Source organism: Curtobacterium sp. PhB142 (genome assembly GCF_004341255.1).
In the GTDB taxonomy this organism is placed as follows: domain Bacteria; phylum Actinomycetota; class Actinomycetes; order Actinomycetales; family Microbacteriaceae; genus Curtobacterium.
Genome location: NZ_SLUT01000005.1, coordinates 104,419 through 118,097 on the forward strand (window position 1 = coordinate 104,419; position 13,679 = coordinate 118,097).

The following is a 13,679-nucleotide window of genomic DNA, read 5'->3' on the forward strand; positions in this document are numbered from 1 at the left end:
TGCGTCGCAGTAGTGATTCGGAACGCTAGCCGACCGGGACGGGTGCGGTGCAGGCGGCCAGGCGGTCGAGCGCGGCCTTGTACTCGGCGACGTCGCGCTGCAGGCCGGGCTCGGTGATGATCGAGGCCTTGATGCGGCCCTGCACGTCGATGACGAAGGTCGCGCGGGTGGCGAAGCCCTTGTGCTCGAGGAAGACGCCGTACTCCTTCGAGACCGCGCCGTGCGGCCAGAAGTCGGCGAGGAGCTCGAAGTCGTAGCCGTTGAGCTCGGCGAAGGAGCGGAGCGTCGCCTTGGAGTCGACCGAGATGCCGATCAGCTCGACGCGCTGGTCCTGGAACATCGCGACGTTGTCCTGCAGGGCGCAGAGCTCGTTCGTGCAGTTCGACGAGAACGCGAGCGGGAAGAAGACGAGTGCGACCGGGCGGTTGCCGCGGAAGTCGCTGAGTCGGACGTGCTCACCGAACTGGTTCGGGAGCTCGAAGTCCGGCGCGAGAGAGCCGATCTCGAGAGCCATCGGGACGTGTGCTTCTTCCTCGGGTTGGGGTGTACCCGTCGGGTCCGTGCGCACGCGGGTCGCGTGTGCACGATCGGCCATGCTACGCCGACCGCACCCGAATGCAAGCACCCGCCACGTGCACCGCACCATCAGCATCACCGTCGGTGCTGGGGCCTAGAGTGGACGGGGCCCCATCCGGTCGTGACCCGACCACCGGAGCCACCATGTCCACCACCACGAGAACGAACGAGGTCAAGGGTGACGGTGAACGACCAGGACCCGTACAGCACCGGGGCGAACGACCAGGACCCGCAGGAGACCGCCGAATGGCGTGAGTCCCTCGACGGATTGGTCCAGACCCACGGACACCAGCGCGGTCGCGAGATCATGCTGAGCCTGCTCAAGCGGTCCAAGGAACTGCACCTCGGTGTGCCGATGGTCCCGACGACGGACTACGTGAACACCATCGCGCCGGAGAACGAACCCGAGTTCCCCGGCGACGAGGAACTGGAGCGCCGGTACCGCCGGTGGATCCGCTGGAACGCGGCCATCACGGTGCACCGCGCGCAGCGTCCGGGCATCAGCGTCGGCGGCCACATCTCGACGTACGCGTCGAGCGCCGCGCTGTACGAGGTCGGCTACAACCACTTCTTCCGCGCGCAGGACCACGCGTCCGGCGGCGACCAGGTGTTCTTCCAGGGCCACGCCTCTCCCGGCATGTACGCCCGCGCCTACATGGAAGGACGTCTCGGCGAGGACCAGCTCGACGGGTTCCGGCAGGAGAAGTCCCACGCCGGTGGCGGGCTGTCGTCGTACCCGCACCCCCGGCTCATGCCGCACTTCTGGCAGTTCCCGACCGTGTCGATGGGCATCGGCCCGATCAACGCGATCTACCAGGCGCAGCAGGCCAAGTACCTCACGAACCGCGGCATCAAGGACGCCTCCGACCAGCAGGTCTGGGCGTTCCTCGGCGACGGCGAGATGGACGAGGTCGAGTCGCGCGGACAGCTCCAGGTCGCCGCGAACGACGGCCTCGACAACCTGAACTTCGTGATCAACTGCAACCTGCAGCGACTCGACGGTCCGGTGCGCGGCAACGGCAAGATCATCCAGGAGCTCGAGGCGTTCTTCCGCGGTGCGGGCTGGAACGTCATCAAGGTCGTCTGGGGGCGTGAGTGGGACGACCTGCTCGCCCGCGACACCGAGGGCGCGCTGCTCAACCTGATGAACCAGACGCCGGACGGCGACTACCAGACGTACAAGGCCGAGAACGGCGCGTACGTCCGCGAGAACTTCTTCGGGCGCGACCCGAAGGCGCTCGAGCTCATCGAGGGCTACAGCGACGACCAGGTCTGGAACCTCAAGCGCGGTGGCCACGACTACCGCAAGGTCTACGCCGCGTTCAAGGCCGCGACCGAGCACAAGGGCCAGCCGACGGTCATCCTGGCGAAGACGGTCAAGGGCTACGGCCTCGGCCCGAGCTTCGAGGGCCGCAACGCGACCCACCAGATGAAGAAGCTCACGCTCGACAACCTCAAGCAGTTCCGCGACGAGATGCGCATCCCGATCTCCGACGCGCAGCTGGAGGAGAACCCCTACACGCCGCCGTACTACCACCCGGGCAACGACGACGAAGCGATCCAGTACATGCACGAGCGTCGTCAGGCGCTCGGCGGCTACGTGCCGGAGCGTCGGACCAAGTACACCTCGATCACCCTGCCCGAGGACGCGAAGTACCAGGTCGTCAAGAAGGGCTCCGGCAAGCAGGAGATCGCCACCACCATGGCGTTCGCCCGACTGCTGAAGGACCTGCTCCGCTCCCCCGACTTCGGCAACCGCGTGGTGCCGATCATCCCGGACGAGGCGCGCACGTTCGGCATGGACGCGTACTTCCCGACGGCGAAGATCTACAACCCGAACGGCCAGCACTACACCTCGGTCGACCGCGAGCTGCTCCTGGCGTACAAGGAGAGCCCGCAGGGCCAGATCATCCACGTCGGCATCAACGAGGCCGGGGCCATGGCGGCGTTCACCGCGGTGGGCACCTCGTACTCGACGCAGGGCGAGCCGCTCATCCCGGTCTACGTCTTCTACTCGATGTTCGGGTTCCAGCGCACGGGTGACGCCATCTGGGCCGCCGGCGACCAGATGACCCGTGGCTTCATGATCGGCGCCACCGCCGGTCGCACGACGCTGACGGGCGAGGGACTGCAGCACGCCGACGGCCACTCGCTGCTCCTCGCGACGACGAACCCGGCCGTGGTGTCCTACGACCCCGCGTACGGGTACGAGATCGGGCACATCGTGCAGGCCGGCCTCGACCGGATGTACGGCACCAACGAGGACGGCTCGCCGAAGCACAGCGACCCGAACGTCATGTACTACCTGACGGTCTACAACGAGCCGATCGTCCAGCCGGCCGAGCCCGAGGGCATCGACGTCGACGGCATCGTCAAGGGCATGTACCTGCTCAAGCCGAGCGAGCACGACGGCCCGAAGGCCCAGCTGCTCGCTTCCGGTGTGGCCGTGCCGTGGATCCTCGAGGCGCAGCAGCTCCTCGCCGAGGACTGGGGCGTCTCCGCCGACGTCTGGAGCGTCACGAGCTGGGGTGAGCTGTACCGCGACGGTCTCGACGCGGAGCAGCACGCGTTCCTCAACCCGAACGAGTCGCCGCGCACGCCGTACGTCACCGAGCGCCTGCTCGCCACCGAGGGGCCGGTCGTCGCCGTCAGCGACTTCATGCACCAGGTGCAGGAGCAGATCCGCCCGTTCGTGCCGACCGACTACGCCACGCTCGGCGCCGACGGCTTCGGCTTCTCGGACACCCGTCCGGCCGCTCGTCGCTTCTTCCACATCGACGGCCCCTCGGTCGTCGTGCGGACGCTGCAGCAGCTCGCCCGCCAGGGCAAGGTCGACGGCGCACTCGTCCAGCAGGCGATCGACAAGTACCGCTTGCACGACGTGACCGCCGGCACCACGGGCAGCGCGGGCGGCGAGAGCTGATCAGCAGGTGACGCCCGTCCAGCCGGACACCGAGGGCCTGTCGAAGGCCCAGAGCCAGGAGAGCGCGCGCGAGCGGGCGCTCTCCTGGCTCCGTCAGGTGTCCGGAGAACTCTCCACCGCCACGATCAAGCGGCTCGAGGACACCCTCCCCTGGTACAGCGAGATGCCGCCGGGGCGCCGCTCCGCCGTGGGCCTCGTCGCCCAGGCGGGCATCACCTCGTTCATCAGCTGGCTCGAGGGCACCGCGTCGACGCCGTGGATCGCCGCGGCCGACGTCTTCGGTTCAGCCCCGCGTGAGCTGCTGCGCTCGGTGAGCCTGCAGCAGACCCTGCAGCTCATCCGCGTGGTCGTGACCGTGGTCGAGGAACGCGCCGCCGACGACGAGATGCTGCAGGAAGCCATCCTGAAGTACTCCCGCGACATCGCCTTCGCCGCCGCGGACGTCTACGCCCGGGCGGCCGAGGCCCGCGGGCTGTGGGACGCCCGACTCGAAGCGCTCGTGGTCGACTCGATCCTGTCGGGCGAGTACGACGACGAGCTGCCGTCCCGCATCGCGGCCCTCGGGTGGCACGGGCACGGCGAAGTAGCGGTGCTCGTCGGCACGGCACCGAAGCAGCTCGAGGTCGACCAGGTCCGCCGCACCGCCCGCCACATGGACGCCGACGTGCTCGTCGGGGTCCAGGGGTCGCGGCTCGTCGTGGTGATCGGCCGCTCCACCCCACGGGACGACGTGCCCGAGGGCGAGGACCCGGTCTCGTTCACCGCCATCGCGCAGGCCCTCGAACCGCTGTTCGGCGAGGGCCACCTGGTGCTCGGCAACGAGGTCCCCGGGGTCGTCGACGCCTCGACCAGCGCGAAGGCAGCCCTCGCCGGGTTCGCCGTCGCGCGGGCATGGCGCGGGGTCCCCCGTCCGGCGCTGGCCGACGACCTGCTGCCCGAACGCGCCCTGGCCGGCGACCCGCTCGCCCGGTCCGCCCTGGTGCAGCGCATCTACGTGCCGCTCAAGGACCAGTCCACCGAGCTCCTGCAGACCCTGTGGTGCTACCTGGACACCGGTCGGTCGCTCGAGGCGACGGCGCGCGAGCTCTTCGTGCACCCGAACACCGTCCGCTACCGCCTGCGCCGCGTCGCGGACATCATCGGGTGGGACGCCACGCACGCTCGGGACGCCCTGATCGTGCAGTCGGCCCTGATCCTCGGCGCGATGTCCGAATCGGCCACGGGTCGTCGCCGCATCACCCCTCGCCGGTAGGGAACCGACAATGTCACGCGGGGTTTCGTGTGGGAAGCCCACACGGGCCCCGCGGTGCATGAGCGACAGGATTGTCCGGTGATCGTCGTCGTCGCGCCCGGACAGGGCTCCCAGACCCCCGGCTTCCTCGCCCCCTGGCTCGAGGACGCCGCCGTTCGTGAACGTGTCGGGCAGTGGTCCGAGTCGATCGGGGTGGACCTCGCCGCACACGGCACCACGTCGGACGCCGACACCATCAAGGACACCGCACTCGCGCAGCCCCTCATCGTCGCCGCCGGTCTCGTGACCGCCGACGCGCTGCTGGCCGACGGCCGCCGCGCGCTCGTCGGCGGGGTCGCCGGGCACTCGGTCGGCGAGTTCACCGCCGCCGCGGTCGCCGGGGTCCTCGACCCGACCGACGCCGTGTCGCTCGTCGCCGAGCGCGGCCGGGCCATGGCGGACGCCGCTGCCCTCGAAGCGACCTCGATGGCCGCCGTGCTCGGTGGCGACGCCGACGCGGTCGCCGCAGCACTGCAGTCCCACGGGCTCGTCCCCGCGAACCACAACGGCGGCGGCCAGACCGTCGTCGCCGGCACGGCCGCCGGCATCGCCGCGCTCGTCGCGGACCCGCCCGCCAAGGCCCGCGTGATCCCGCTCGCTGTCGCCGGTGCGTTCCACACCCACTTCATGGCCCCAGCGGTCGAGCGCGTGGCCCCGGTCGCCGCGGCCGCCACGGTGCACGACCCGACCCTGCCGATCTGGACCAACGCCGACGGTTCACGGGTCGACGACGGTCGCCGGTTCGTCGACCTGATGGTCCAGCAGATCGCGAGCCCCGTGCACTGGGACGCCGTGATGGAGTCGTTCGCGGCCGCCGGTGTCACCGGCATCATCGAGCTCGCGCCGGCCGGCGCCCTGGTCGGGCTCGCCAAGCGCGGCCTGCGCGGCACGCCGTCCGTCGCCATCAAGACCCCCGAGGACCTGCCCGCAGCGATCGACCTGCTGCAGCGCGCGGACCAGGAAGCAGACGCCACCGCATGACCGAACGTCCCGCACTCTCCCAGCGCCGCGGCCACGAGTTCACCCGCATCCTGGCCTTCGGCGCCGCCCGCGGCGAGAACATCGTGCCGAACGACAACCTGGTCGGCCCGATCGACTCGTCCGACGAGTGGATCCGCCAGCGCACCGGGATCATCACGCGCAAGCGTGCCGGCAAGGACGTCGAGGCCGTCGACCTCGCCGAGACCGCCGCGCGCGAGGCGATCGAGAAGGCCGGCCTGTCCCCCGACCAGATCGGTGTCGTGCTGGTCAGCACCGTGACGCACACCGTCGCGACCCCGTCGATGGCGTCGCTGCTCGCCGAGCGGATCGGCGCGACGCCCGCCGCCGCGTACGACATCAGCGCCGCGTGCGCCGGGTACGCCTACGGCATCGCCCAGGCCGACTCGTTCATCAAGTCCGGCCTCGCCGACCACGTCCTGGTCGTCGGTGCCGAGAAGCTCAGCGACGTCGTCGACCCGACCGACCGCTCGATCTCGTTCCTGCTCGGTGACGGTGCCGGCGCAGCCGTCGTCGGTCCGAGCGACTTCCCCGGCATCGCCCCGACCATCTGGGGCTCGGACGGCTCGAAGTGGGACGCCATCGGCATGACGGCGACCTACAACGAGTGGGAAGCCGGCGCGCCCCGCCCGACCATGCGCCAGGCGGGCCAGACGGTCTTCCGCTGGGCCGTGTGGGAGATGGTGAAGGTCGCCCGCGAAGCGCTCGAGACCGCCGGTGTCCGACCGGAGGACCTCGCGGCGTTCGTGCCGCACCAGGCGAACATCCGCATCATCGACGAGTTCGCGAAGCAGCTCGGCCTGCCCGAGTCGGTCACGATCGCCCGTGACATCACCACCACCGGCAACACCTCCGCCGCGAGCATCCCGCTCGCCACCCACCGCCTGCTCGCGGAACACCCCGAGCTGTCCGGCGGGCTCGCCCTGCAGATCGGCTTCGGTGCCGGGCTCGTGTTCGGCGCCCAGGTCGTCGTCCTGCCCTGATCCCACCCGGCCGCGCATCCCGCGCGACCAGCGACCACCCCGACGAGTCTCCGGGCGCGAGCACGCTGCGTGCCCTAGGCTGGTCCACGGTCAAACGACACCCCCTCAAGGAGAAACTCATGGCCCTGTCCAACGAAGAAGTCCTCGCCGGCCTGGCCGAGCTGATCAACGACGAGACCGGTATCGCCACCGACACCGTCGCCGCCGACAAGTCCTTCACGGACGACCTCGACATCGACTCCATCTCGATGATGACCATCGTGGTCAACGCCGAGGAGAAGTTCGACGTGAAGATCCCGGACGAAGAGGTCAAGAACCTCAAGACCGTGGGCAACGCGGTCGACTACATCGTCAAGGCCCAGGCCTGACACGAGCTTCCTGAGCGCCGCGGCCAGCGGTCACCGTCGGCCGCGGCGCTCATCTTGTTCCCCAACGAAAGAACCGTCGTTCCATGACCAAGAAGACCGTCGTCGTCACCGGGATCGGTGCGATCTCACCCCTCGCCGCGACTGCCCCGGAAACGTGGGACGCGCTGCTCGCCGGCAAGTCCGGCATCACCCGCATCGAGGACCCGCGCTACGCCGAGCTCGAACTCCCCGTGGAGTTCGCCGGCCAGGCACGTCGGTTCCTCACCGACCAGCTCACCCGCCCCGAGTCGAAGCGCCTGGACCCCTCGTCGCAGCTGTCGCTCGTCGCGGCGCGTGAGGCGTGGGCCGACGCCGGCATCGACGCCGAGTCCGTCGTCCCCGAGCGCCTCATCGTCGACTGGGCGACCGGCATCGGTGGCGTGAACACCCTGCTCGACGCCTGGGACACCCTGCGCGAGAAGGGCCCGCGTCGGGTCCTGCCGATGACGGTCCCGATGCTCATGGCGAACGGTCCGGCCGCTGCCATCGAGATGGAGTTCGGCGCCCGTGGCGGCGCCCGCACCTACCTGTCGGCCTGTGCCTCGTCGACCGAGTCCCTGGCCGAGGCGTACCGCCACGTCGCCGACGGAGACGCCGACATCGTCATCACCGGTGGCGCCGAGGCCGCACTGCACCCGCTGCCCCTGGCGGCGTTCGCGGCGATGCAGGCCCTGTCGCGCCGCAACGACTCCCCCGAGACCGCGTCGCGTCCGTACGACGTCACCCGTGACGGTTTCGTCCTCGGTGACGGCGCCGCGGCGCTCATCCTCGAGTCGAAGGAGCACGCAGAGGCCCGCGGTGCGACCATCTACGCCGAGGTCGCCGGCGCCGGCATCACCTCGGACGCGTTCCACATCACGGCACCGGACCCCGAGGGCAGCGCGGCGGCCCGCGCGGTCCTGCAGGCCCTCGACCACGCCGGTGCCAGCCGCGAGGACGTCGTGCACGTCAACGCGCACGCCACCTCGACCCCGGTGGGCGACGTCGCTGAGTACCACGCCATGCGTCGCGTCTTCGGCGACCACCTCGACGACATCGTCGTGTCGGCGACCAAGGCGTCGACGGGGCACCTGCTCGGTGGTGCCGGCGCGATCGAGGCCGCGTTCACGGTCCTCGCGCTGCACAACCGCGTCGCACCGCCGACGATCAACCTCAACGACCAGGACCCGGAGATCGTCATGGACGTCGCGCGCGAGCCGCGTGCGTTGCCCGACGGCGACCTCCTCGCGGTGAGCAACTCGTTCGGCTTCGGCGGCCACAACGCCGTGGTCGCGTTCCGCAGCGTCTGATCCGTCACACCCTGCCAGGAGGCCCGTCCCGCGTCGTCGGGGCGGGCTTCCGTCGTGTGTGTTGCCGGCTTCAGTGCCGCGAAGGCGACAGATCGCGGCCACACGTTCACGACCGCGCCGCCAAAGCGACAGTCTGCGGCCGAATGTTGGCGGTACAGTGTCGCTTTCGCGAAACGGCGGAGACGCCAGCGCGGCCCGAGTCTCAGCCGACGCGGTGCAGCCAGACGACGGGGTTGCCCTCGGCCGCGTGCCGGAAGGGCTCGAGCTCGTCGTCCCAGGCCTGTCCGAGCGCGAGCCGGAGCTCACGGTGGAGTTCGAGCGCGTTGCTGCCCGCGACCTCCATCGCGTAGCGGACGCGGTCCTCGGGGATGACCATGTTCCCGGTGACGTCGGTCTGCGCGTAGAAGACCCCGAGGTCTGGCGTGTGCATCCAGCGACCGCCGTCGGACTCGGTCGTCGGTTCCTCGGTCACCTCGTAGCGCAGGTGCTCCCAGCCGCGCAGCGCGGAGGCGATCGCGGCACCGGCGCCGACCGCGCCGGTCCAGGTGAACTCGGTCCGCCGGGCACCGTCCTGTGCCGGCTGGTCGAGCCACGAGAAGTTCACGGCACGGTTCATCGCGCGACCTGCTGCCCATTCGACGTGCGGGCAGAGCGCGCGGGGTGAGGAGTGCACGTAGAGCACTCCTGTCGTCGTTCCGTTCACGGTTCCTCCGATACGTCAGGTGCGACTTCCCCATCGACCTGGTGCGGAGGATCCGAGCGGCTGCGAGCCACGGAACCATTCGGTATGCGATTGTGATGTCCCGACAGGACACGCCCATTATGCAGCGTTCCGGCTGGGAACGGCAAGGACCCCGCCGAGCGCGGTCCGGTTCAGTGCAGGACGGTGCCCGCAGCGTCGACGGGGTGCCGCTCGCCCGCCGTGATCGGCGCGGGCACGCGGTTCTCGGCCGGCGGGATCGGGCAGGCGAACTGGTACGAGAACGCGCAGGGCGGCAGCACGAGCAGGTTCCAGTCGAGCTCGACCGGGCCCGCGGCGCCGGGGTCGTCGAGGTACAGGAAGCGGCCCATCGAGTAGGTGCTGCCGGGGTCGTCCTCGGCGAGGGCGCTCGTGGCGTCCTGCACGATGAGCTGCAGCCGCGGAGCACCCCGGAAGGCGGCGGAGCGGACCGCCACGAACCGCATGGTCGTGCTGCCGACGGCCGTCTCGATGTGCCCGGCGACCGGCAGGGCGTCGCCGGCGGCGTCGAGGACGCTGCCACGGGCCTCCCGGTCGTCGCCCGCACCGGGGTCCAGCGGGACGTACGTGCCGGAAGCCGCCCAGTCGTCGGACCGGTCGAACCGGGCGATGCGCGCGAAGCGGTGGATCGGCTCCGCCGCGGGGTCCCAGACGCGCAGCGTCGAACCGGACACCGTGCCCGCGAAGCCGTCGGGGAACGCGACGGCGGACGGGACCACGGCGGTGTCACCGGCGACGAGCACCGTGCCGTCCACCGGGACGCCGTCCACGACGACACCGTCGGTGGCGGCGGCCGTCACCGTGAGGCCGCCGACCGCGGGTGCCCAGGTGCCGGGGACCGGCCACACCGGCTGCGGGGAGTCGACGTGCTGGGCGTTCACCAGGGCCAAGGGGCCACGAGGCCCGCGTGCCCAGCGATCGCGTTCCGCGACATGGTCGGCGAAGTCGGCGGCGGCGTCCGTCACGCCAGCTCCTGCCGCGGGTAGATGACCTTCTGCACGATGATGATGATCGACGCGGCGACGGGCAGGGCGACCAGGGCGCCGAGCACGCCGCCGATCGTGCCACCGGCCACCGCGGCGATGACCACGAGGGCCCCGGGCACCTGCACGGCACGCGACATGATGCGCGGCGAGATGAGGTACGCCTCGACCTGCATGTAGACGAGGTAGTAGATCGCCGCTGCGAGGGCGGTCGCGGGCGACGCGAACAGGCAGAGCAACGAGATGACGACCGCGGCGCCGAGGGTGCCGACGAGCGGGATGAGCGAGCCGAGGAACGCGAACGAGGCCAGCAGCACGGGCAGCGGCGCACCGATGATGAGCAGGAACACCAGGCTCAGGATGCCGTTGATGAGCGCCTGCGACACCTGGCCGACGACGTACCGACCGACCGCCTGGGTGATCTGCTCACTGACGTCGATGAAGTTCTCGCGGCGCGACGCCGGCACGAACCGGTACGCCGCACGCTTCATGCCCCGCATCGACGCGAGGAAGTAGAGCATCAGGATGAGGACGATGAGCACGCCGGTGAGCCCCGACAGGATGCCGCTGCCGACCGCCAGGATGCCGCCGCCGACGCTGAGCAGGTTGCCCGGGTTCTCGACGAACGACTGCACCGACTCGAGCGCGTGGTCGATGTCGAACGACCCGGCGAACTGCTTCGACAGGTCCTGCACCCACTGCTGCTTCGAGATGTCGTCGACGACCTCGGGGAAGTTCTGGATCAGGTTCGTCGCCTGCTCGACCAGGATCGGGACGACCGCGAAGACGACCCCGGCGAACGCCGCAAGGACCCCCACGACGACGACGGTGATCGCCGCCCACCGCGGGATGAGCCGCTCGAGGAACGAGACGAGCGGGTCGATGCCGAGCGCGAGGAAGAGCGCGACCCCGATGTAGACGAGGACGGTGCTGAGCTCGCCGATGATGGTGCCGGCGAGCAGCGCGACGAGCACACCGATGGCACCCATGAACCCGATGCGGAAGGCGTTGACGCGCACGCCGGTGCCACCACGGTTCACCTGGAACGTGACGTTCGGCGTCGGACCAGCTGCGTCGTGGTCGTCCTCGCGCTTGCGTTTCATCTGCACGTAGGGCGGGCGGGACTTGAACCCGCGAATCGTTCGGTTATGAGCCGACTGCCTTGACCAGCTTGGCTACCGCCCCTCGACGACCGTCAGGCCACCGGTTCCCCACGATACAGCGCCTCGAACGTCGTGAGCGTGCGGTTGATGTCGTGTGCCTCGATCATGGCCGAACTGCGCTCCCGCATGGCCGTGTACTCCGCTTCCGACGCCGTCAACACCGCCTCGAGCTTGGCGGCGAGGTCGTGTTCGTCGCCGGGGGCGAACAGGTACCCGTTGCCGTCGATGAGGTGGGGCAGCGCCATCGAGTCGGCCGCGACGACCGGCAGCCCGGACGCCATGGCCTCGAGCGAGGAGATGCTCTGCAGCTCGGCGGTGGAGGGCATCGCGAACACGGTGCCGTTCGTCAGGGCGGTGCGCTTGACCTCGTCCGAGACGAACCCGAGGAACCGGACGCGGTCCTCGAGCCCGAGCTCCTTCGCCAGGGCGGTCAGCTTCGGGATCATCTCGCCGTCGCCGACGATCGTCAGGGTCGCCGCGAGCGAACCGGGCAGCAGCGCCACGGCCCGGACCAGCACGTCGAGGTTCTTCTCCGGCGCCACGCGGCCGACGAACACGATGTCGTTGTTGACCGGACGGCCCTCGCGCGCCACGTACCGCGACGCGTCGATCCCGCACGAGATCGCGAGCACCCGCTGTCCGGCGATGGCCTTGCGCAGGTAGTCGGCGGCCAGGTTCGTCGGCGTCGTGATGGTGTCGGCGAGCCGGTAGGTCTTCGCGGCGTCGCTCCACGCGATCTTCAGCGCGATGGGCAGCGTCCACTTGCCGAACGGCGTGTACTCGAGCAGGTTCTCGGGCATGAAGTGGTTCGTCGCGATGACCCGGATGCCGCGCGCGTTCGCCTCGGGGACGATCCCGCGACCGATGACGACGTGTGACTGGATGTGCAGGACGTCGGGCTTCACGGCGTCGAGGATCGGGCCGGTCCACTTCTTGACGCTCCACGGCCACACGAAACGGAGCCAGGCGTGCAGCGGCCACTTGTACGACTTCAGGCGGTGCACGACGAGGGTCACGCCCTGGTGCTCCTCGTCGAAGGTGCCGTAGTTGCGGCTCGAGGCCGGGGCGACGACGTGGACCTCGTGCCCGCGCTCGGCCAGGCCGACGGCGAGCTGTTCGGCGAAGGTGGCGGCGCCGTTGACGTCAGGCGGGAAGGTGTCCGCGGCGATCAGGATGCGCAAGGGTCGGTGTCCGCCCGTCGCGCCCGTCGGTTCGGCGGTGGCGGTGGTGACGTCTCCTGACACGGCTGGCGTCGTCCTCTCGTGGGCGATTGCTGGTCGGACTGCCGACGGTACCGCACCCGCATCCGCGGCCGCGTCAGCCGCGCGGAGGACCCCGTGGTACCTCGGGGTGACGGGCGACGGCGCTGCGCCGCCCGCGGCCCCGCGGTCAGGCGCGCGTCTGCGGGTGGTGCTTGGCGAGCAGGAACACCCCGGTGATGGCGATGCCGGCCGCGACCACGAACCCGGCGACCGCACCCCACGGTGCCCCGGACGCCTCGTCGAGCACCACCACGCCGATCCCGACGGCGACGATCGGGTCGATCACGGTCAGCCCCGCGATGACGAGGTCCGCCGAACCGGCCGAGTACGCGTTCTGCACGAAGTACCCGCCGAGCGACGCCGCGACGACCACCCCGATGATCGCCAGGACCGTCAACCAGTCGAACGTGCCGTTCACGAACCGGTTCAGCACGACCTTGGCGAGCGTCGCGACGAACCCGTAGAGGATGCCCGCGCCGACGATGTAGTAGAGCGCGCTCTTGTGCTTGGCCACGAGTCGGAACGACACCAGCACCAGCACGAGCACCACGGCCAGGATGATCAGGACGGTCACCAGCTGCTGCCGGGTGATCGCGCTCTCGTGCCCGACGAACGCCGCGATGCCGACGAAGATCGCGACACCGATGATGCAGGTCCACACCGCACGCTTCGCCCGACGGCCCAGCGGCACGCCCGACGACCGGGAGGAGAACCACGTGGTGATCACGAGCGCGACCGCCCCGAGCGGCTGCACGACGATCAGCGGCGCGTACGTGATGCTGATGAGCTGCAGCACGACCGCGATGCCGAGCATCAGCGTGCCGAGCACCCAGTAGCCGCTCGAGACCAGCCCGACGACGTGCCGGACGCTCAGCCCCTTCGACTGCCGCCCCAGCCGCGCCTCGACCCGCTGCACGCCCCGGCTCTGGAACTGCGCTCCCAGCGACAGGAACACCGCACCGATGAGCGCGACGGGGATCATGAGGGCCTGGAACGGCGTCAGGTTCACTGCGTCGGGCAGCTGGAGGTCCGTCGTCACGCGTCGAGGCTACCGTCCACCGCCG

Annotated in this window: 12 protein-coding genes and 1 tRNA gene; 6 read left to right on the forward strand and 7 right to left on the reverse strand. The window is 70.2% G+C overall.

From position 1 onward, the window contains the following. Window positions 1–25 precede the first annotated feature (25 nt). Window positions 26–514 carry a peroxiredoxin gene (locus tag EDF31_RS11345; RefSeq protein WP_111085695.1) on the reverse strand — a complete coding sequence of 163 codons (489 nt, stop codon included), beginning with the start codon at window positions 512–514 and terminating at the stop codon, window positions 26–28. A gap of 240 nt (window positions 515–754) precedes the next feature. On the opposite strand from EDF31_RS11345, the gene aceE reads away from it, so the two are divergent. The 6 genes from aceE to EDF31_RS11375 all read left to right on the forward strand — a co-directional run bounded on the left by aceE (window position 755) and on the right by EDF31_RS11375 (window position 8,468). After that, a complete protein-coding gene (gene aceE / locus EDF31_RS11350) occupies window positions 755–3,499 on the forward strand; it encodes a pyruvate dehydrogenase (acetyl-transferring), homodimeric type (RefSeq protein WP_123292581.1) in 2,745 nt (914 codons plus the stop codon). Between the two features lie 37 nt (window positions 3,500–3,536). Continuing rightward, a complete protein-coding gene (locus EDF31_RS11355) occupies window positions 3,537–4,751 on the forward strand; it encodes a helix-turn-helix domain-containing protein (RefSeq protein WP_111085717.1) in 1,215 nt (404 codons plus the stop codon). Window positions 4,752–4,829: 78 nt separating this feature from the next. After that, on the forward strand, window positions 4,830–5,771 hold the full coding sequence (locus tag EDF31_RS11360; RefSeq protein WP_131846205.1) for an ACP S-malonyltransferase: 942 nt from the start codon (window positions 4,830–4,832) through the stop codon (window positions 5,769–5,771). Continuing rightward, window positions 5,768–6,772 carry a beta-ketoacyl-ACP synthase III gene (locus EDF31_RS11365; RefSeq protein ID WP_131846206.1) on the forward strand — a complete coding sequence of 335 codons (1,005 nt, stop codon included), beginning with the start codon at window positions 5,768–5,770 and terminating at the stop codon, window positions 6,770–6,772. Before EDF31_RS11360 ends, EDF31_RS11365 begins: the two co-directional genes overlap by 4 nt. A gap of 119 nt (window positions 6,773–6,891) precedes the next feature. After that, entirely contained in the window at window positions 6,892–7,140 is a 249-nt protein-coding gene (locus tag EDF31_RS11370; protein WP_017886710.1) for an acyl carrier protein, read from the forward strand. 83 nt (window positions 7,141–7,223) lie between these two features. After that, window positions 7,224–8,468 carry a beta-ketoacyl-[acyl-carrier-protein] synthase family protein gene (locus EDF31_RS11375; RefSeq protein ID WP_123292578.1) on the forward strand — a complete coding sequence of 415 codons (1,245 nt, stop codon included), beginning with the start codon at window positions 7,224–7,226 and terminating at the stop codon, window positions 8,466–8,468. 202 nt (window positions 8,469–8,670) lie between these two features. Here EDF31_RS11375 and EDF31_RS11380 read toward each other — a convergent pair whose 3' ends face one another. The 6 genes from EDF31_RS11380 to EDF31_RS11405 all read right to left on the reverse strand — a co-directional run bounded on the left by EDF31_RS11380 (window position 8,671) and on the right by EDF31_RS11405 (window position 13,654). After that, a complete protein-coding gene (locus EDF31_RS11380; RefSeq protein WP_235035923.1) occupies window positions 8,671–9,171 on the reverse strand; it encodes a DUF3145 domain-containing protein in 501 nt (166 codons plus the stop codon). Between the two features lie 170 nt (window positions 9,172–9,341). Next, entirely contained in the window at window positions 9,342–10,172 is an 831-nt protein-coding gene (locus EDF31_RS11385; RefSeq protein ID WP_131846207.1) for a DUF1684 domain-containing protein, read from the reverse strand. After that, window positions 10,169–11,293, reverse strand: coding sequence for an AI-2E family transporter (locus tag EDF31_RS11390; RefSeq protein ID WP_207896192.1), 1,125 nt, complete (start codon window positions 11,291–11,293; stop codon window positions 10,169–10,171). The genes EDF31_RS11385 and EDF31_RS11390 overlap by 4 nt, the downstream gene beginning before the upstream one ends. Before the next feature lie 7 nt (window positions 11,294–11,300). Then, window positions 11,301–11,375: transfer RNA gene (locus EDF31_RS11395), tRNA-Ile, on the reverse strand. Between the two features lie 10 nt (window positions 11,376–11,385). Beyond that, entirely contained in the window at window positions 11,386–12,597 is a 1,212-nt protein-coding gene (locus EDF31_RS11400) for a glycosyltransferase (protein ID WP_131846208.1), read from the reverse strand. 145 nt (window positions 12,598–12,742) lie between these two features. Continuing rightward, the gene (locus EDF31_RS11405; RefSeq protein WP_181437562.1) at window positions 12,743–13,654 is read right to left on the reverse strand and encodes a DMT family transporter; all 912 of its coding nucleotides are present in this window, start codon (window positions 13,652–13,654) and stop codon (window positions 12,743–12,745) included. Window positions 13,655–13,679 lie beyond the last annotated feature (25 nt).

Coding starts and splice junctions, on each gene's coding strand:
- EDF31_RS11345 (WP_111085695.1), bottom strand. CDS start 514: ATGGCTCTCGAGATCGGCTCTCTCGCGCCGGACTTCGAGCTCCCGAAC.
- EDF31_RS11365 (WP_131846206.1), top strand. CDS start 5,768: ATGACCGAACGTCCCGCACTCTCCCAGCGCCGCGGCCACGAGTTCACC.
- EDF31_RS11370 (WP_017886710.1), top strand. CDS start 6,892: ATGGCCCTGTCCAACGAAGAAGTCCTCGCCGGCCTGGCCGAGCTGATC.
- EDF31_RS11375 (WP_123292578.1), top strand. CDS start 7,224: ATGACCAAGAAGACCGTCGTCGTCACCGGGATCGGTGCGATCTCACCC.
- EDF31_RS11390 (WP_207896192.1), bottom strand. CDS start 11,293: ATGAAACGCAAGCGCGAGGACGACCACGACGCAGCTGGTCCGACGCCG.